This window comes from Sphaerobacter sp. (assembly GCF_019683595.1).
In the GTDB taxonomy this organism is placed as follows: Bacteria; Chloroflexota; Chloroflexia; order Thermomicrobiales; family Thermomicrobiaceae; genus Sphaerobacter.
Map to the genome: position 1 here is coordinate 1 of NZ_JADGHZ010000057.1, position 19114 is coordinate 19114.

The following is a 19114-nucleotide window of genomic DNA, read 5'->3' on the forward strand; positions in this document are numbered from 1 at the left end:
GGTGGGGGCCGCGGCCTGGGTGTGGTTTGCGAGGTGGGGGGGGGCGGCCTATGGGCCGCCCCGCGTCGTGCCTTAGGCGAAGATACTGTCGACGTGGTCGCTGATCATTTCGACCAGCAGCGCCTTGTGCAGATGCAGCCGGTTCTCGGTCTGGTCGAAGATGATGGATGCCGGGCCGTCGGCGACCTCGGCCGTGACTTCGTTGTCCCGGTACATCGGGAGACAGTGCATGAAGAGTGCGCCGGGCTTGGCGTAGGCCATCAACTCGGTGTTGACCTGGAACGGCTTGAGAGCCTCCAGTACCTCCGGTGCCACCTCCTGGCCCATGCTGACCCAGACATCGGTGTAGACGATATCGGCACCAGCCACGCCCTCGCGCGGGTCGTCCACCACCGTGATGGTCGCACCGGTGGTGGCGCCGATCGCCGTGGCGCGGGCCAGGATGTCCGGGTTCGGCCGCGACGCGGCCGGGCAGGCGACGCAGACGTCGAGGCCGACGAGCGCCCCGGCCAGGAGCAGCGAGTGGACCATGTTGTTGGCGTTGCCGACGTAGGTCAGCTTCCGGCCGCTCCAACCGCCGAGGTATTCCTTGACCGTCAGCATGTCGGCCAGTGCCTGGGTCGGGTGGGCGAGGTCGGACAGGCCGTTGATCACCGGCACCGTCGCCGCGGAGGCCAGGGCCTCCAGATCCTCATGCTTGAACACCCGCGCCATGATGGCGTCGACGTAGCGCGAGAGAACCCGAGCGGTGTCGGCGATCGTCTCGCCTCGACCGAGTTGCAGGTCGTGGGTCGAGAGGTAGAGGGCATGACCACCGAGCTGCGCGACCCCGGCTTCAAAGGCTACCCGGGTCCGGGTTGAGGGTTTCTCGAAGATCATCGCGAGGGTCTTGCCGCGGAGGAGGTGGTCGTGGAGTTCGCCCGCTGCGCGCTGGGCCTTGAGCTCGGCGGCGCGTTCGATCAGCGCCACCGCCTGATGCGGGGTCAGATCATCGTCGGTAAGAAGGTCAAACTTCGCGATCCGGGTTTGGGTAGCCATCGCTTCTCTCCCTCCAAGACACAGGACAACCTACGAGCCTCAGCGTCACGCCTGAGCATCTCGAAGCTGCACCTGCGCCTGAAGCGGAGAGTCGATTGACCCACCTCTTTACCCTTCCCATTCGGTTCGAGAAACGGAACACGTACCCTTCCGGACCTGGTCCGGCGGGTGGGCGTAACGATGCACCATTTTGACCGCTGTGTCAAGGGTCCTACTCATCATGTCAGCGTACGGTGGCCTTCTTTCCTCTCCTTCTGGCTCCTTTGTAAGGGGCGGCGCGGGCGGTCCGGGGTGCATGCATCGTGCCGGGTGTGCGCTATAGTGGGCGAGGGGCGCGTCTTGCCGTGAAGTCGATAGGAGAGGGAGCGGTCGAGCGTGACCGAGAATGAGCTGCATCGAGACCTGCGCCGCGCGGTGCGGGAGTTGTGCCAGCGTTTCCCCGATGAGTACTGGCGCGAGAAGGACGAAGCGTCGGCTTACCCGGAGGAGTTCGTCAAGGCGATGACCGACGCGAGCTTCCTTGCCGCCCTGATCCCCGAGGAGTACGGCGGGCTCGGCTTCGGCGTCACCGAGGCGTCGATCATCCTGGAAGAGGTCAACCGCTCCGGGGGCAACGCCGGAGCCTGCCACGCGCAGATGTACACCATGGGGACGCTGCTGCGGCACGGCTCGGAGGAACAGAAGCGCACGTACCTGCCCAAGATCGCCACCGGTGAGCTGCGCCTGCAAGCCTTCGGTGTAACCGAGCCGGATGCGGGCACCGATACGACGCAGATCAAGACGACGGCGGTGCGCCGCGGCGACCGCTACGTGATCAGTGGACAGAAGGTCTTCACCTCGCGGGTGCAGCACTCGGATCTGATGATCCTCCTGGCCCGCACCACGCCGCGCGATCAGGTGAAGAAGCGGTCGGAAGGGCTATCTGTCTTCCTGGTCGACCTGCGGGAGGCGATCGGGAACGGGATGGAAGTGCAGCCCATCGCGACGATGATGAACCACGAGACGAACGCCGTCTTCTTCGACAACCTGGAGGTTCCGGCGGAGAACCTGATCGGCGAGGAGGGGCAGGGATTCCGCTACATCCTCGACGGGATGAACGCCGAGCGGATCCTGATCGCCGCCGAGTGTATCGGGGATGGCTACTGGTTCATCGACCGCTCGACCAAATACGCCTCCGAGCGCGTGGTCTTCGGCCGGCCGATCGGGCAGAACCAGGGGGTGCAGTTCCCGATCGCCCAGGCGTACGTCCACCTGCGCGCCGCCGACCTGATGCGCTACGACGCGGCCGCGAAGTTCGACCGGGGTGAGCCGTGCGGTGCGGAGGCCAACATGGCGAAGCTGCTGGCGGCCGATGCGTCGTGGGAGGCGGCCAACGTCGCCATCCAGACGCACGGCGGCTACGGCTTTGCACGGGAGTACGACATCGAGCGCAAGTTCCGCGAGACGCGGCTGTACCAGGTGGCGCCCATCTCCACGAACCTGATCCTGTCGTACATCGGCCAGCATGTGCTGGGAATGCCGAGGTCGTTCTGATGCTGCCGCTGGAGGGGATTACCGTCGTCGCGCTGGAGCAGGCGGTCGCCGCGCCGTTCGCCACGCGGCAGTTGGCCGATCTTGGCGCGCGGGTCATCAAGATCGAGCGTCCGGGAAGCGGCGACTTCGCCCGCGGCTATGACGCGGCGGTGCGGGGGCTGTCCGCCTACTTCGTCTGGCTCAACCGGGGCAAGGAGTCGCTGACGCTCAACCTCAAGCACCCGGAGGGGGTGCGCATCCTCGATGCGTTGCTGGCGGAGGCCGACGTTTTCGTCCACAACCTGGTACCGGGCGCGGTGGAGCGCCTCGGGTTCGGCGCCGAGACGGTGCGCTCCCGCTACCCGCGCCTCATCACCTGCGCTGTCTCGGGCTACGGGTCGAGTGGCCCCTACCGGGATAAGAAGGCTTATGACCTCTTGATCCAGTGCGAGACGGGACTGGTGTCGGTCACCGGCACGCCGGAGGCGCCGTCGCGGGCCGGTATTTCGGTCGCCGATATCGCCGGCGGGATGTACGCCTATTCCGGCATCCTGGCCGCCCTGTACCAGCGCGAGCGGACCGGCGAGGGCGCGGCGCTGGAGGTGTCGCTGTTCGACGCCCTGGGCGAGTGGATGAGCCACCCGATGTACACCACGGCCTACACCGGGCAGCAGCCGGTGCGCAGCGCGGCCAGCCACCCGACGATCGCGCCCTACGGCCCGTATCCCGCCGGGGACGGCGCGCTGGTGCACCTCTCGATCCAGAACGAGCGGGAGTGGGTGCGCTTCTGCGAGGAGGTGCTGCAGCGGCCGGAGGTCGCCACCGACCCGCGCTTCGCCACGAACCCCGACCGGGTCGCGAACCGCCAGGCGCTGGCCGAGGTGATTGAGGCTGCATTCGCCGGGTTGACTGCCGATGAGGTGGTGGATCGGCTGGAGCAGGCCGGGATCGCCAACGCGCGGATGCGCACCGTACAAGAGTTCATCGATCATCCCCAGCTCGCGGCGCGGGGCCGCTGGACGGAGATCGACTCCCCCGCCGGGCCGCTGCGGGCGCTCTTGCCGCCGGTGGTCATGGAGGGCGTCACACCGGCGATGGGCGCGATCCCCGCGCTCGGCGCGCACACCGACGCCATCCTGGCCACGCTCGGCTACGACGCCGCCGCCATCGCGCGCCTGCGGGATGAGGGGGTGGTGTAGGGAGTGCGTCATCCGTCCCCCTCACCCCCGGCCCCTCTCCCACCAGGGGAGAGGGGAGCAGTACGGATGACGCATGACGTATGACGTATGACATACGAGACCGAAAGGACCATCGTGCATGGCTGAGAAGCCAGGCTGGACCGGACGATTCTACGAGGACTTCGAGGTCGGGGATGTCTACCAGCACCCGCTGGGGCGCACGGTCACCACGACCGACAACATCTGGTTCACCCTGCTGACGCAGAACACCGCGCCGATCCACTTCGACCACCACTACTCGGCGCAGACCGAGTTCGGCCGGCCGCTGGTCGACTCGACCTTCACGCTGGCGCTGGTCACGGGCCAGAGCGTCATGGACATCTCGCAGAACGTCTTCGCCAACCTCGGCTGGGACGAGGTGCGGCTGCCGCATCCGGTGTTCGAGGGGGATACGATCTACTCGCAATCCGAGGTGCTGAGCAAGCGGGAGTCGAAGTCTCGGCCGAACGTGGGTATCGTGACGGTGCGAACGACCGGCTACAACCAGGACGGGGTGGTGGTGATCACGTTCAAGCGGACGATCATGGTCTACAAGCGGGGTCACGCCCCGACCATCCCCCGACCGAAGCTGGCAGAGAGTGGTGGAGAGAGCGCTTCCTGAGCGACGAGTGGGGGTGAAGTGGACGACGGCCCTCACCCCTTCCCCCTCTCCCAACCTTGGGAGAGGGGGAAGGTCTCAATCTTTCTTTGAGTTGTCTCCCCTCTCCCCTGGTGGGAGAGGGGCCGGGGGTGAGGGGGACGCATCACGCATGACGTATGAAGCATGAACTCATCGGAAGGGGTGCCATGGACACGGGAACGCCTGATCTGTTGTTCGAGCGGCGGGGGCCGGTCGCCTGGGTGACGTTCAACCGGCCGGAGTCCCGCAATGCGATGACCTTTGCCATGTACGACGGGCTGGCCCGCATCTGCGACGCGGTGGAAGCCGACCCGGAGGTGCGGGTGCTGGTGCTCACCGGCGCGGGGGACAAGGCGTTCGTCGCCGGGACCGACATCAGCCAGTTCCAGACCTTCACCGAGCCGAAGCATGCGCTCGACTACGAGGCGCGGATCGACGGGGTGATCGGGCGGTTGGAGGCCCTGGCACGGCCGACGATCGCCATGGTGCGGGGCTATGCCGTCGGCGGTGGCGCGAGCATCGCCCTCGCCTGCGACCTGCGCATCTGCACGCCGGACGCCCGCTTCGGGATACCGATCGCGCGGACGCTCGGCAACTGCCTCTCGATGAACAACTACTCCCGGCTGGTGGACCTGATCGGTCCGGCGCGGACTAAGGAGATCATCTTTACCGCGCGCATGGTGGGCGCCGAGGAAGCCAAGGCGATCGGGTTGGTCAACGAGATCGTCGCTCCGGAGGAGCTGGAGGCGCGGGTGACCGAGGTGGCCGAGCACATCGCGGCCAACGCCCCGTTGACGATTCAGGTCACCAAGGAGTCCGTGCGGCGGGTGCTGGCGCACCGGCGTCCCGAGCGCAGCGACGAGCTGATTCTGCGCTGCTACATGAGCGAGGACTTCCGCGAGGGGGTGCGGGCCTTCCTGGAGAAGCGCAAGCCCCAGTGGCAGGGGCGCTAGGCGTTCCCATCCCCCAGGGGCACGGCCCTCGGACGGAGCCTCGACCGTCTCGTACACGTTCGCTCCCCTCTCCCAAAGTTGGGAGAGGGGCTGGGGGTGAGGGCCGCTCTCCTGCCGTCAATCGTCGTCGCCGAAGAAGGGGACGCCGCGGAAGGTCAGGCTGAGGTACTGGACGAGGTCTTCCCACTCCTCCGCCACGAGCGCGCCCGCGTCAAGCAGCGCGTCCGTTCCGTCGGGTGTGCCGTCGGTCGGGGCCACGATGAGTGGCTTGGTGTACCGCTGAGCCATAATGGCGTCGGCGACCTCCTCCGCCCAGGTGGCGTTGCCTGCGAGTACGACGCCGGCGGTCGCGTCGTCCCGCTCGAAGAGGGGGAGCAGGTGGGCCGGGGTCGTTACCACCATCGGGGCTGTGCCGGTGCTCACGGCGGTGCTGATGCCGATGCCGAGCCGCCGGGTCAGCGCGGTGATGTCGGCGGCCAACGTGGAGCCCGGCGCGATCACCCCCACCCGGCCGGGTGAGAAGGTGCGGTCGGGGTTCTCCCCGCCGATGGTTCCGATCCGTAGGTGCGCTGCCGGGGCGATGATCCCGGCCGAGCCGGGGCCGATCACGCGGGCGGTGCTGTCGCGCGCCCAGCCGAGCAGGCGCCGGACATCTCCCTCCGGCACGAAGTCGGTGGCGATCAGGAGCAGGCGAATGCCGTGGGAGAGCGCCTCCAGCGCGGCGTCGAGCACGGCGTCGGGTGGCACCGCGATCAACGTGGCGCTCGGCTGGTGGAAGAGGACGGCGTCGGCTACGGTGTTGTAGACCGGCACCCCGGCCACGCGCTCGCCGTAGCGTCCGGGGGCGACGCCGGCGACGACCGGTGTGCCGTAGGCCAGCATCTGCTCAGTGAGGGCGGCCGCCGCGTCCTCGGTGATCCCCTGAACGAGCACGCGCGTCGTCGCATCGATCAATACCGCCACCGAGGGCCGCTCCTTCGCCCGTCTCTCACCCGCACCCCGTGCCTCGCGTCCGGCTAGATGACCGGCAGCCGCTGAATCAGCGGCAGGATCAGGTCCACCACCGGCGAATCGTCCGGCAAGCGATACACCTCCTCGACCAGCCGCGCCGCGGCGTGGTGGCCGATCACCGGATCGGCCAGGTCGTGGAACTTGGCCGCGACTTCGTCGTCGGTGAGCGGGTTGGCCGGCATCCCCTTGGGGTGCTCCACCGTCTCCTCCAGCACCGTGCCGTCCGCCAGCGTCACCCGGACGCGAGATGCCCAGACGGCGGGGTACGCGGCGGTACGCTCGGGGTTCTCGGACGCGCTGGTGCGGGCCAGCAGGGCGCGGACGTCGTCCCCGGCGAGCCGCTCCTCGGTGAACTGCTCCAGGCCGGCCCGGCCGTCGAGGAGCGCCACGGCTACCGCGTACTGGATGCTGAACTTCGCCTCGTACGGGGTGCGCGGCGCCGGGTTGTCGGTGATGTCGAGCGCCACCCGGTAGGTGTCGATGTCGATCCGCTCGATCGGCCGTCCCGCAATGCGCTCGCGCAGCAGCAGAGCGGCGTCGACGGCGGTGTGGGTATGCCCGCAGCAGGCGTGGAGCTTGAACCCGTTCTCCACGATCTTGAAGTCGCGGCCGAGCCCGGCGGTGACCCGCTCGGGGTGGGGGGTGTCTGTCGTGGCGGCGAAGAAGCCGCGTGGGCCTTCGAGGATGCGCGTCGCGCCGGTGAACCCGGCGGCGGCGAGGTCGGCCGAGAGGATCCCGTCGTGGGCAGCCATCCCGGCGTGGAGATGCTTCGACATCGCGCCGTCAGCCAGGAACTCCCACAGCCCGCCGGCCTGGGTGCCCGCGGTGCCGAGGGCGTGGACGACCTCGTCGGTCGAGAGGTCGAGCAGCGCGCTGGCCGCGGCCGTGGCGCCGAAGACGCCGCAGGTGGCGGTCGGGTGCCAGTAGCGGTAGTGGGAAGGGTTGACTGCCTCGGCCACGCGGATCCCCACGTCATAGCCGAGGGCGACCGCACGGATGAAGTCCCTCCCGCGGGCATTGCGCCGCTCGGCGACGGCGAGTGCGGCCGGGATGATCGGTGCGGCCGGGTGGAAGGTGGAGGCCTGGTGGAGATCGTCCAGCTCGATGATGTGCGACGCGGTGCCGTTGACGAAGGCGGCGCCGAGCGCCGAGAGCCGCTCACCGTTCGCCAGCACCGTCGCGTCGTTGCCGGGCATCGCCCGGCTCGCCACCTTCCGCGCGATCCGCGCCGGTTCGGTGGTCCCACCGCGGAGCGCAGAGCCGAGCCAGTCGAGGATCGAGCGGCGCGTCAAGGCGACCGCCTCCTCGGGCAGGTCGTCGAAGCCCGTGGCGGTGATGAACTCGGCCAAAGTCCTCGTCAGCGTCATGCCGTGCCTCCGCTTTCGTACTCGCGCAGGATCAATTCAATCTGCCGTTACAGGTCCGGTAGGTCGCGCTCGATCACATTCCAGACCTCGATGACATCGACTCGCATGGAGTTGTGGTGCCCTCGCCCTGCCGTAGGTGGTGATCCGTGCCGGGATCGTATCACAGTGTTGCCTTGCGAGGGTGGTGCGCGCGGCGGGCGGCGCGGGCGGCGATCAGGGTCCAGATCCCGGCGATCATCAGCCCGCTGACGCACAGGGCCAGCCCGATCCAAACCGAGCGCGGGCGGTAGACGATCTCGACGGTGTGGACGCCAGCGGGGACGCTGACCCCTTGCAACACGCCGCCCACCTGATCGAGGGAGGCGCGGCGGCCGTCGATCCGTGCTTCCCAGCCGGGGTACCAGGGCGTGCCAACCACGAGGTAGCCGTCCGTGCGGAGGTCCACCTGCGTGACGAGGCGGTCAGGGGTCTGCATGGTTACCGACGCGGCTCCGGTCTCCGGATCGGGCGCGACGGCACCGTCCATCGCGAGCTGGGCGAGCTGCTCCGGCGTGGCGCGGGCCAGTTCCGTGCCGAGCGACGCGGAGACGACGAAGGCGCGCGGCAGGACCGCGTCGTTGCGGTAGAGGAAGGTGTCGCCGATGGTCGCGACATGGACCAGTTCAGAGTCGTTCAGCGGCGTGCGCGAGGCCACGATGCCGACGTTGAGCAGGCCGAGGAGACGGGCGCGAGGCTGGGCGTCCTGGTGGGTCGGCCACTCGAGGTCGTAGACCTCAAAGGGCGGGATGGCCAGCGCGTAGCCGTCGAACTGGTAGCCGCCCGCGAGCTGCATGAAGCGCGCGTAGCGTGCGATCTGGAGCGGATCCTGTCCGTCGGCGAGTTCCAGATCCAGCGCAGGGAGGATCGCCTGACGGATGTTCCGCTGGACGCCGTACACGCGGGTGTCTCCCGCCAGGGTCGCGGCGGCGATTTCGAGCTGGGAGGGGGTGTACCCAAGGTCTGCGCTGCGAACATGGATGAGCGGCTCGTCGACGGTCCAGAGGTTGACCGCGAGCAACAGGATCAGGGCGGGTTGGAGGAGCCGCAGGTGCAGGCGGCCGCCCAGAAGCGCGTCGAAGCCCATCCCAGCCAGCAGGGCGAGTGCTAACGTTCCGAGGAACCAGATGCGCGCCGGAGCGCGGAAGTAGCCGAAGCCGGGGATGTGCTCGGCGAGGAAGGGCAGGAGCGGTGTCGCGGCTCCCATCGCCAGCACGGCGGTGAGGCAGACTGCCCCAGTGAGGAGCGCGGCCAGCCCGCGGCGGCGGAGGAAGGCGAGCGGGAACAGGAACAGGACTGGGATGCCTGGCACGAAGGTCTTCTCGTGGGGGATCGCCGCATCCATGGGCACCGCCAGCAGATATCGGAGCACATCGATCGGCGCCAGCCGATCCTCGACGGTCAGCCCTCCCTCGCGCAGCGACTGGTGCGTGAACTCCAGTGCCGGGAGGAGGAGCGCCGCACCGACGAGGACGCCGATGGCGACCGTACCCACGCCGATCCCGGCGACGCGCACCGCCGCACGAAACCGTGCGCGCCCCGTATGCTCCCGCCGCGCGGCCCACACCAACCCGCCGGCGGTCAGCGCGCCGACCATGAGCAGGTGGTAGAACGCGATCTGCGGGTGCCCGGCCAGGATCGCCAGCCCGAGCGCGAGCCCGGCGGGCGCGACCCAAATGGCGCCGCGGCGGATCGCGAGCACGAGCGCCAGCGCGACCCATGGGAGCCAGGAGGCGGCCATCGTCATCGTCAGGTGGCCCGCCCCATAGTGGCCGATGAGCCGCGGGCTCCACATGAAGGCGATGCCTACCAGCAGCGCGGCACCGATGCCCAGTCGGACCCCCAGGCGGGCCAGCGCATACGCGCCGACGCCCGCGAAGGCCAGGTGGCCGATCAGCATCAGCAGGAAGAACGCGCGAAGCGGCAACAGGTGCACGAGGTGAGTGGGCGGGTAGAAGAGCGCCGCCAACGGGTCAGCGGCGAAGGGCCGCCCGCTCATCAGGTGCGGGTTCCAGAGCGGGATCGCGCCGGACTCCGCGACGGTCTTTTTCAGGTAGGAAAACTCGCCCCAGTGTGTGACCCAGAGATCGGAGCCGTCGCCGCTGGCCGGCAGGCCGTTGGGAAGGCGGAAGACTTGCCAGTTGAGGAGGATGGCCAGCAGCACGAGGAGGGCGACTGCGAGGGCGTCGCCCGCCCTGGAAGGCGCCCGGCTGTCAAGCGAGCGTTCGGCGTGGGCCAGACGAGGGTCAGCCAGCACCGATCGACACGTCGCAATCTGGAACCCGAACGGTCGCAGTACGGTGCAGACCGGGCCGCCGGCATCCTTGACCGGAGACAGTCAGCGGCGCCGGGTCGCCTCGTAGTGTACTCGACGTGGCTCGGGGGTGGGCAGGCCGCTCAGGAGGTCCAGAGCCCCGCCGTGAACCGGGCCGCGACCGCACCGCAGTCGGAGCAGCGGGCTTCGATGCTGTTGCCGGTCCGCTTCAGGCGGATTGCGACGGTATCAGGATGGTCGGTACCGCACTCCGGGCAGACGATCGGCTCCCACAGTTCGCGGGCAAGCTCGAGGTCGTTGCTGCTGGCTCGCGTGCGCCGGACCGAGCGGACTCCGGACGCCATGGCGCCGTCGTCGTCGCGGGCGAACCCGCGGTTGCGCCTCATGCTGTTCCTCCACCGGTGTTGTCACTAGGCCGCTGGCGACCCGGCCGCCGTTGCGCGGCGGGGGTCGGACCGGCCTGCGATTCCTGCTGTTTCGCTCGTCTGCCCCACCATATAACCGAAAACCGCGTTCCCGGCAAGACCACGCTACGCACCGGCTGGCGCCATGCCGCTCGGGTACAATCGGGGGCGAGGCGATGATGATCCGACCGCTAGATCCCACCGGCATCGACGGCATCCTGGCGCGCCTCCGGAGCGGTGAACCACCTGATCCGGGCGTGGCGGACCGCGTCGCCAGTCTCCCGGCTGCGGAACGAATGCCCGTGCTCCAGGCACTGCTGGAGGAGCCGGCCGCTCGCCGCTGGGTACGAGGAGAGATCCTGCCCCGGCTTGACCCGGCCGCCGCTGCCGCCCTGGCCGAGCGGCTCCTGACGTACGAGGCGGACTTCGTCCCCGAGCGGCGCGACCGGACGACCGCGGCGGTCGTCCGTGCCTTGCCGGTGAGCGCGCTGATCGAGCGCGCGCCCTTCCTGGCCGGGAGCAACGCCGCGGGGGTGCTCTGGGAGCGTCTAGCCGCGGCTGGGCCGGATACCGTTCGGGATGCAGCGCTGCGCGTCTTCCGCGAGGGCGCGCCGGTGGCCCGCGAAACGACCCTCTACCTGCTCGTGCTTGACCCATTCGGCACCGCGCCGCTGCCGGACGCCGACCGCCGCGCGCTGGTCCTGGCTGCGCTGGCGGACCCGGATGAGGAGATCCGCGGTCTGGCCGCCGAGGTGGCGGCGGACGACCTGCCGGACGCGCTCCTGGCCGACACGGCGCGCTGGGTGCGGGACACGTCGGTGCGGGTGCGGGCCGCCGCCTGGGCCCGCGCCTTCACCGAAGATCCGGAGCGCGCGGCCGGGGACGCGGTAGCGCTCCTCATGGACGAGGCGGAGGCGCTCCCTGCCCGCCGCAGTGCCCTGCTGGCGCTCGGAGAATGGTTGACTACGGCCCAGATCGAGCCGGTGCTGACGATGTTTGTGAAGCACCCGGTGCGGGAGTTGGCCGAGGACGCGGCCGGGCTGCTGTGGACGCGCCACCGCACACCGGTGCCGGCGCAGGCCGCGTCCGAGAGTCCCCACGCCTCGGTGCGCGAGATCGCCGCGCGGCTTCTGGACCCGCGGCTCGGCTCCCCTCTCGCCGGCGGCTTCCGTTCGGGTGCGGAGGAGCAAGGGTACGACTTCTACGACCCGTTTCGGGAGGGATGAGCGGGTGGGCGTGATGCATCATGCGTCACCCGTCATCCGACACCCTCGGACAATGCAGAACGGGTGCGGGTGGATCGTCAGATCCACCCGCACCCGTGGCATGACGCATGACGGGTGACGTATGACGAGTGACGGCGCTTACCCGAGCGCTTCGCGCACGAGCTCGGCCACCTGCTGGGCGCTCTCGGCAACCGGTACGCCCGCGGCGTTGAGGGCGGCGATCTTCTCGGCCGCGGTGCCCTGACCGCCGGAGATGATGGCCCCGGCGTGACCCATGCGCTTGCCCGGCGGCGCGGTGCGTCCGGCGATGAAGCCGACGACCGGCTTGGAGACGTGCGCCTTGATGTACTCGGCTGCCCGCTCTTCGTCGGTGCCGCCGATCTCTCCGATCATCACGATGGCGCGCGTGGCCGGATCGGCCTCGAACATCCCCAGCACATCGACGAACGAGGTGCCGATGATCGGGTCACCGCCGATGCCGACGGCGGTGCTCTGCCCCAGACCGGCCTGAGTCAGCGCGTGTACGACCTCATAGGTCAGCGTGCCGCTGCGGGATACGAGCCCGACCGGGCCGGGGGTGTGGATGTAGCCCGGCATGATGCCGACCTTGGCCTGACCCGGAGTGATCAACCCGGGACAGTTCGGCCCGATCAACCGGCTCCCCGACTGCTTGACGTAGTGATAGACCTTGACCATGTCGAGCGTCGGGATGTTTTCGGTGATACAGACGATGAGCGCGATCCCGGCATCCACGGCCTCGTAGATGGCGTCCGGCGCGAAGCGGGCGGGAACGTAGATGATGGAGGTGTTGGCGCCGGTCTCGCGCACTGCCTCCTCGACCGTGTTGAACACCGGCACGCCGTGCACCGTCTTGCCCGCGCCACCGGGGGTGACCCCGGCGACCACGTTGGTGCCGTACTCGATCATCTGCGCGGTGTGGAAGGATCCTTCCCGGCCGGTGATCCCCTGAACCAGCAGGCGTGTCTGGCGATCTACGAGAATGCTCACGCGTTTCCTCCCACCCGGCGTTATGCTGCGGCGCCAGCCGCTGCGACGACCCGCTCGGCCGCTTCCGGCATCGTATCGACCACCGTGATCCCCGCATCCGCCAGGATGCGGCGCCCTTCGTCCTGGTTGGTGCCGACCAGCCGGATGACGAAGGGGACCGTTGGCTTGACCGCGTCCATGGCGGAGAGCAGCCCGCGCGCGACCTCGTCGCAGCGCGTGATGCCGCCGAAGATGTTGATCAGCACGGCCCGCACATTGGGGTCGGCCAGGACCAGACGCAGTGCTTTTTCCACCTGCTCGGCGCTCGCGCCGCCGCCGACGTCGAGGAAGTTGGCCGGCTCACCACCGTACCGCTTGATGGCGTCCATCGTCGCCATCGAGAGCCCGGCCCCGTTGACGACGCAGCCGATGGTGCCGTCGAGCTTGACGAAGCTGAGCCCGGCCGCACGCGCTTCGAGCTCCGTTGCGTTCTCCTCCTGCAGGTCGCGCAGTTGTTCCAGGTCCGGATGGCGGACCAGCGCGCTATCGTCGATGGTGATCTTCGAGTCCAGCGCCAGCCAGGTCCGGTCCGCGGTGAGCACCAGCGGATTGATCTCGGCCAGCGAGGCGTCGGACTGCACGAATGCCTCGAAGAGCTGGCGGGCGATCCGGGCGAAGCCGCCGACGAGATCCGGCTCGATCCCCAGCCTGAACGCCAGGCGGCGAGCCTGGTAATCGTGGAAGCCGAGGAAGGGATGTGCGGCTTCGCGGTGGATCTTCTCGGGCGTCTCGCGTGCGACCTCTTCGATGTCGACCCCACCCGCGCTGCTCGCCATGATCGTGATGCCGCGGGCGGCGCGGTCGATCACGACTCCGAGGTAGTACTCCCGGGCGATGTTCACGCCCGGCGCGACCAGCACCTTGTGCACGGTGTGGCCACGGATATCCATGCCCAGGATGCGGCTGCCAACTTCCCGGGCTTCCTCCGGCGAATGCGCCAGCTTGACGCCACCCGCTTTGCCGCGCCCGCCGGTATGCACCTGCGCCTTGATCACCACCGTGCCGCCGAGTTGCCCAGCCGCTGCTGCGACCTCGTCCGGCGTGGTCGCGACGATCCCCTGGTTGATGGGGATGCCGTACCCCTTGAGGATCTCGGCAGCCTGGTACTCGTGAATGTTCATCCATCACCCCCGACGTCGTAGGGCGGGCGGTCCGCCCCACCGCGGTCCATTCGCGTCCCCGATAATAGCACAGCCCCGCCGCTCCTCCGTGCAGTTCCGCGGCGGAGCGCGGGTTCGGGTGTGCTCGTGGCACGGGGATTGATAGTCGCGACGGGGAATCGCGCCCTGGACCGGCGTGTGCTAGTCGGTCCCATCCCGTTGCGGTAGTCTAACCACGATCGGTAGGCCGACGGGCCGTCGCGCCTGTCGGGATGGGTTCGGGCGCGAAGGAGGAGACATGGCTGACGACCGTGGTGACGGCGCCTTCATCGCTGGGGTCGTGCTCGGTGCAATCGCGAGCGCGAGTGCGACGCTGTGGCTGACGCCCCGGTCCGGCGAAGAGGTGCGCGCGGAGATCGCGCGACGGGCCCGGACGCTCGAACAGCGTGCGCGCGAGGTGGCGGCGCAGGTGCCGGTGCTGTCCGACCTGCTGGCGACCAACGGTGGGGAGTCGTACGAGTATACGTACGAGACGACACCGCCACCCGCACCGAGGCCGACGCCAGAACCCGCGCCGGAACCGGCCACGGCGACCGAGGTTACCGCCACTATGCCCACTGCGTCGGCCGTGACGTCGGATGAGCCGGCGGAGGCGACGGACGAGCGGCCGGGTGAGGGGGATCTGCCTGCCAGCCGAAGCTAACGGTAGGGAGAGCCGAGCATGTTGACCCGGATGCGTACCGCCCTGAAGTTCATGACGTACGGCCTCGTCATCGGCCTGCTATTTGCGCCACGCCGTGGGGCCGACACGCGGCGGGAACTCGTGCGCTGGGCGACCTCCACCGTTCGCGATCTCCCCGGCGGGATCCGCGGGGCGATGGGGGCACAGCGGTAGGGCGGTTCCGCGCTGGCTGAAGTATGCTGCGAAGTCGATTGACGGCACGATGGTGGGAAGCCACCATCGCGAGCCTGCTACTCCTGACGGCGCTGACGCGCCTGCCATTCCGCTCAGAGGTGCCCATCAACTGGGATGCGGTGCAGTACCTGCTCGCATTGAAGCACTTCAACATCGCGCTCCACCAACCGCATCCACCGGGCAACCCGCTCTACGTCCTATTCGGACGTGGTGCCCACGCGCTGATCCCCGACCCGAACCAGGCGCTGATCGCCCTGAGCATCATCGCCAGCCTCGTCGTGGTCTGGGGCTCGGCGGCGATCGGTGCGCGCCTCGCCAACCGCCGGATCGGTGCCTGGGCGGCGCTGCTGGTGGCGGTCAACCCGCTGCTCTGGTTCTACGGGGAAACGGCGCTCTCCTACGCTCCGGAGGCCGCTGCGGGCGTCCTGGTAGCGCTGGCGGCGTGGCGGGCCTACACCCGGCCCGATCGCTGGAGTGCGCTCTGGCTCGGGCTTGCGACGGCCTTCACGGGTGGGCTGCGGCCGACGGCACTCCCGCTCCTGGGGCTCGTCTGGCTGTTCGGCATCTGGGCGATGCGCTGGCGGGAGCGAGCGCTCGCGGCCGGGATCACCGCGGCCGGCTGCCTGGCCTGGGCGGTGCCGCTGGTCGTGGTGTCGGGCGGCCCGGTGGAGTATTGGACGCAATTGCGCCTGCTGACCCGGGTGGCGGTCGAGCCAACCTCGCTGGCGTCGGGGCCGAGTATGCGCTGGCTCGGCAACCTTGGATCGGTGGTCAGTGCCAGCGCGGTGATGCTGAACCTCTTCGCGATCGTGGTGGCCGTTGCGTTGGTGCGCGCACGACCGTCCCTGTGGCCGCTCGCGCCGCGGACGTACCTCCTCTGGGCCTGGATGATCCCACCGATCCTGATGTTCACGCTGGTGCACTTCGGCCAGTGGGGCTACCTGCTGCTGATTCTGCCCCCGGTGACGATCCTCGGCCTGCTGGCTCTCGAACGCGCCGGCATGCTGGTCGGTCGGGTGGCAGCGGTGCGCCTGGTCGCGCTGGCGGCTGCCGGTGCATTGCTCTTCCTGCTGATGCCGCCGCTCGCGATGCCGGGGCATGAGATGCAGCCCAGCCGCGGCGCGCTGGAAGCCCACAATGCGGCCTGGCACGAGGTGACGCGCATCGTCTCCGAACTTCCCCCGGACCGAACCGTGGTCTTGACCAGCTCGGACGGCCGCCAGTCGTTCCGCATCGCCGGCTATCTGCTTCCTCAGTACTCCGTCATCGGCGTTGGGCGTGATTGGCACGGCAACTGGGGCAGTCTCTACGATGCGATCAATGGACAGTCCGACTACCGGCTCGACCCGACACTCTATGCCCACGCGCTCGTCCGCGTCACCGATCTGGAGTACATTGTGGTCCTGGACAACTCGCTCGCGGAGCGGGTGCCCGACGCGGTCACGTGGTTCCGCTGGGATCTCCCGGATGGGAGTCCGCTGCTGCTCCACCGGTCACCGCCGGGCACGGCCTACCTCAGCTTCGCGGACCGGAAGATCCGCGTATTGAGTGAGAACGCGTTCCGCAGCCCGAGTGTCCGCGATCGTCCTCCGGTCCAGCCGTAGGCCGCACCGTAAGAGCTGGGGCGGCGGGAGGGACCACGCATGATCCCGATCGGTGACGACAACCGGGGCCGTCGCACGACTCCGCTCGTGAACTACGCGTTGATCGCCCTCAACGTGCTGGTCTTCCTCTACGAAGTTTCACTGCCGATGGACCAGCTTGAGGCGTTCATCTTTCGGTTCGGGATCGTGCCTGCCGAGATCACGCACGGGGTCGATGTCCCGCCGCTCGCACCGTTCCCGATTTACCTGACGATCCTCACCTCGATGTTCCTCCACGGCGGGTGGGCTCACCTGCTGGGCAACATGCTCTTCCTGTGGATCTTCGGCGACAACGTCGAAGACTCGATGGGACACCTGCGCTACCTGATCTTCTACCTGCTGGGCGGCATCGGCGCGGCGCTGGCGCAGATCTTCCTCGCCGGCCCGGACAATACGACGCCGATGATCGGCGCGAGCGGCGCGATCGCCGCCGTGCTCGGGGCCTACTTCGTGATGTACCCTGGCGGGCTGGTCCGCGTGCTCGTGGTCCTCGGCTTCTTCATCACGGTGGTGATGGTTCCCGCGGTCGTCATGATCGGGCTGTGGTTCCTGCTGCAACTGGTGAGCGGGCTGGCCACGCTGGGGGTCGAGACGCAGCCGACCGGCGGAGTGGCCTTCTGGGCGCACGTCGGCGGCTTCGTGACGGGGGTGATCCTCGTCTGGGTATTCCGCGACCCAAAGGCCGTCGAACGCCAGCGCCTCGCCCGGCGCGGCTACCGCGCCTTCCAGCGCTGGTAACAGGACGCTACTATCCCAGGGACCACTCAGTGTCGTGGCCCTTCACCTCTGCCAGTCCACATCGGAAACATGCCTGGAGCCATGTCATCCTGAGCGGAGCCGACCGACGCGAAGCGGCGGGCGGCGGAGCGAAGGATCTCTCGCTGGAACCCCCACCAACCGGGGAGATCCTTCACTCCGCCGGCGACGGCTTTCGCCGTCCCCGGCTCCGCTCAGGATGACAAAAACAGCCTTCAGACGGTGGTGACGAACGCACTGTCGCCGGTCACCCAGGGGGACAGCAACGGCGGAGGCGAGGCGTGTCAGTACCCTTCCCGCATGGCAGGTGTTGCTGGCGACAAATCCTCTCGCTGAACCAGTCTGCGCTCAGATCCTTCCATGTCGGGTTCGTGGCCTCGATAAGGGCGACCTTTCTCGCTCGTAGCCAGCCCTTGATCTGCTTCTCGCGGGCGATGGCATCCCGGATATCCCCGAACTCCTCGAAGTAGACAAGACGGGTGAGGTTGTATCGCCTGGTAAAGCCGGGAATCAGTTTGCGCTTGTGTTCGAGGACGCGCCGCTCTAGATCGTTGGTCACGCCGGTGTAGAGGGTGCGCGAGGCATTCGTCAGGATGTACACATAGAGGATCGCCGCATCAACCGGCTCCTTGTGTGGTGGTCAGTTCTCGTCATTGCGCTGATTGTCGCGATTATATGACCAAGGGCCGGTCGAAGTATGTGTGTCAGCCTGAGCGAAGCGAAGGATCTCTCGCTGCGACGACCACGCACGTAGAGATCCTTCGCTCCGCCGCCCGCCGCTCCGCGTCGGACGGCTCCGCTCAGGATGACATAGACCCGCGATGTTGAGGTATTTCCTACACGGCGTACCACCTAGGTCGAAGCCTTCTGGTACCGCCTCGGCGGAGGCTCGGTGTATTCGGGGTGCGTTCAATCGCACGCGCGGCGATCAACCCTCGCCGGCGGCGTTGCGGAGGAACTCCAGGATCACGGTGTCGATCTGGCCGTCATCGCGTAGGCGTGATTCGAGGTTCTCGCGGCCGGCGAAGCGTTCCAGCGCGGCGGTGATCGCGGCGGGGTCGTCGGTGCCGTCGGTGAGGTCACCCGTCGCGATGAGCTGGCGGCGGATGGTCGCCAGTAGGGCCTCGTCTGGCACGACCAGATCGGCCTCGTCGGTCTGGAAGTAGACCCGGTGGAGCATCACGAGCCGGCGGAGCTCCTCGATCGGGCGCGGGTGGTCGTCGACGCGCAGGTCGATATAGCGGTCGTTGCCGCCGAGGAAGCCGCCCTTCTCGCGCACGACGAGGATCGCAGCCGATTGCTGGCCGCGGCTGTCGCCGCCGGCCGCCTGGCCGGCTTCGAGCGCGGCGAGCAACCGGTGGGCGAAGCTGCCGGTCGTGGACCGATACGCCTTGGCCATCGCGTGGATCACCTCAGGGCCGGTCAGGATGTTGCCCTGGCAGCAAAAGCCGTCCCCGACGATGCTGCCGGCCCAGGCGGGTGCGTCTGGTCCGGTGTAACTTGCCGCGCGGCCGTGCGCATCGACCATTCCGACCTGGCGGCGCTCATGCCCTTCGCCGGTGCCGATGATGGCGGCGAGGGCTTCACCCGCCGAGGCGCCACCGGCCATCAGGTCGAGCCCTCGTGGCCCGTGGCTGGTATCGCACCAGGCTTGGGTGGCGACAGCGCCGACTCCGGCTCGGGCCCACGGCACGACCGCGCCGACCGCCAGGAATTTCGACTGCACGGCGATGCCGAGGTCGCCCGTCGCCCGGTCGTAGGCCACGATCGAGAAGGTGCTTACCGGTGGCCACTGCCGTCCGCTGGTCATGGGTCTGGTTCCCTCCCCGGTTGCCCGTAAGCGATTGCGTGCCCGCGTGCCCACTATGCCGGACTTCCCCGTGCCCCGCAAGCACGAAGCGGGGGGGGGGCCCCCCCCCCCCCCCGGCTCGTATAAAAAAAAAACACCCCCACCACCCCAAAGACGGGGGGTT

18 protein-coding genes are annotated in these 19114 nt (G+C 68.6%); 9 read left to right on the forward strand and 9 right to left on the reverse strand.

Translation table 11 applies throughout. The features are described from left to right. Positions 1–72 precede the first annotated feature (72 nt). Positions 73–1038, reverse strand: a complete 966-nt coding sequence (argF, locus tag IRZ30_RS08100; RefSeq protein WP_294084386.1) for an ornithine carbamoyltransferase — start codon at positions 1036–1038, stop codon at positions 73–75. Between the two features lie 375 nt (positions 1039–1413). Between argF and IRZ30_RS08105 the strand changes: the two genes are divergently transcribed. The 4 genes from IRZ30_RS08105 (at position 1414) to IRZ30_RS08120 (ending at position 5360) form a co-directional block, all read left to right on the forward strand. After that, positions 1414–2571 (forward strand): acyl-CoA dehydrogenase family protein, encoded by a 1158-nt coding sequence (locus IRZ30_RS08105; protein ID WP_294084387.1) that lies wholly within the window; start codon positions 1414–1416, stop codon positions 2569–2571. Beyond that, the gene (locus tag IRZ30_RS08110) at positions 2571–3749 is read left to right on the forward strand and encodes a CaiB/BaiF CoA-transferase family protein (protein ID WP_294084388.1); all 1179 of its coding nucleotides are present in this window, start codon (positions 2571–2573) and stop codon (positions 3747–3749) included. The genes IRZ30_RS08105 and IRZ30_RS08110 overlap by 1 nt, the downstream gene beginning before the upstream one ends. A 118-nt stretch (positions 3750–3867) precedes the next feature. Further along, on the forward strand, positions 3868–4389 hold the full coding sequence (locus IRZ30_RS08115) for a MaoC family dehydratase (protein ID WP_294084389.1): 522 nt from the start codon (positions 3868–3870) through the stop codon (positions 4387–4389). A 185-nt stretch (positions 4390–4574) separates the two neighbouring features. Continuing rightward, positions 4575–5360, forward strand: a complete 786-nt coding sequence (locus tag IRZ30_RS08120; RefSeq protein WP_294084390.1) for an enoyl-CoA hydratase/isomerase family protein — start codon at positions 4575–4577, stop codon at positions 5358–5360. A 117-nt stretch (positions 5361–5477) separates the two neighbouring features. Here IRZ30_RS08120 and IRZ30_RS08125 read toward each other — a convergent pair whose 3' ends face one another. From IRZ30_RS08125 to IRZ30_RS08140, 4 genes are all read right to left on the reverse strand, one after another. Continuing rightward, positions 5478–6323: a CoA-binding protein gene (locus IRZ30_RS08125; protein ID WP_294084391.1), complete on the reverse strand. Its 846-nt coding sequence runs from the start codon at positions 6321–6323 to the stop codon at positions 5478–5480. A 53-nt stretch (positions 6324–6376) separates the two neighbouring features. Beyond that, on the reverse strand, positions 6377–7738 hold the full coding sequence (locus tag IRZ30_RS08130; protein WP_294084392.1) for an MmgE/PrpD family protein: 1362 nt from the start codon (positions 7736–7738) through the stop codon (positions 6377–6379). Positions 7739–7898: 160 nt separating this feature from the next. After that, positions 7899–10031, reverse strand: coding sequence for a YfhO family protein (locus IRZ30_RS08135; RefSeq protein WP_294084393.1), 2133 nt, complete (start codon positions 10029–10031; stop codon positions 7899–7901). Positions 10032–10171: 140 nt separating this feature from the next. Continuing rightward, positions 10172–10435, reverse strand: coding sequence for a hypothetical protein (locus IRZ30_RS08140; protein WP_294084394.1), 264 nt, complete (start codon positions 10433–10435; stop codon positions 10172–10174). A 197-nt stretch (positions 10436–10632) separates the two neighbouring features. On the opposite strand from IRZ30_RS08140, the gene IRZ30_RS08145 reads away from it, so the two are divergent. Beyond that, complete coding sequence (locus IRZ30_RS08145; protein ID WP_294084395.1) at positions 10633–11679, forward strand: hypothetical protein; 1047 nt, start codon at positions 10633–10635, stop codon at positions 11677–11679. Positions 11680–11817: 138 nt separating this feature from the next. On the opposite strand, the gene sucD is transcribed toward IRZ30_RS08145, so the two are convergent. Continuing rightward, positions 11818–12687, reverse strand: a complete 870-nt coding sequence (gene sucD, locus IRZ30_RS08150) for a succinate--CoA ligase subunit alpha (protein WP_294084396.1) — start codon at positions 12685–12687, stop codon at positions 11818–11820. Between the two features lie 20 nt (positions 12688–12707). Next, on the reverse strand, positions 12708–13847 hold the full coding sequence (gene sucC / locus IRZ30_RS08155; RefSeq protein ID WP_294084397.1) for an ADP-forming succinate--CoA ligase subunit beta: 1140 nt from the start codon (positions 13845–13847) through the stop codon (positions 12708–12710). Positions 13848–14124: 277 nt separating this feature from the next. On the opposite strand from sucC, the gene IRZ30_RS08160 reads away from it, so the two are divergent. From IRZ30_RS08160 to IRZ30_RS08175, 4 genes are read left to right on the forward strand one after another with little or no spacing between them, the layout of a single operon-like run. Beyond that, positions 14125–14529: a YtxH domain-containing protein gene (locus tag IRZ30_RS08160; protein WP_294084398.1), complete on the forward strand. Its 405-nt coding sequence runs from the start codon at positions 14125–14127 to the stop codon at positions 14527–14529. Between the two features lie 18 nt (positions 14530–14547). Then, the gene (locus IRZ30_RS08165; RefSeq protein WP_294084399.1) at positions 14548–14721 is read left to right on the forward strand and encodes a YtxH domain-containing protein; all 174 of its coding nucleotides are present in this window, start codon (positions 14548–14550) and stop codon (positions 14719–14721) included. 38 nt (positions 14722–14759) lie between these two features. Beyond that, entirely contained in the window at positions 14760–16346 is a 1587-nt protein-coding gene (locus IRZ30_RS08170) for a glycosyltransferase family 39 protein (protein WP_294084400.1), read from the forward strand. A 39-nt stretch (positions 16347–16385) separates the two neighbouring features. Continuing rightward, positions 16386–17123, forward strand: coding sequence for a rhomboid family intramembrane serine protease (locus IRZ30_RS08175; protein WP_294084401.1), 738 nt, complete (start codon positions 16386–16388; stop codon positions 17121–17123). 265 nt (positions 17124–17388) lie between these two features. Here the strand turns inward: IRZ30_RS08175 and IRZ30_RS08180 are convergent, their stop codons facing one another. Beyond that, positions 17389–17742, reverse strand: coding sequence for a GIY-YIG nuclease family protein (locus IRZ30_RS08180; protein WP_294084402.1), 354 nt, complete (start codon positions 17740–17742; stop codon positions 17389–17391). A gap of 327 nt (positions 17743–18069) precedes the next feature. Next, positions 18070–18951 carry a DUF1028 domain-containing protein gene (locus IRZ30_RS08185; RefSeq protein ID WP_294084403.1) on the reverse strand — a complete coding sequence of 294 codons (882 nt, stop codon included), beginning with the start codon at positions 18949–18951 and terminating at the stop codon, positions 18070–18072. Positions 18952–19114: the final 163 nt, after the last annotated feature.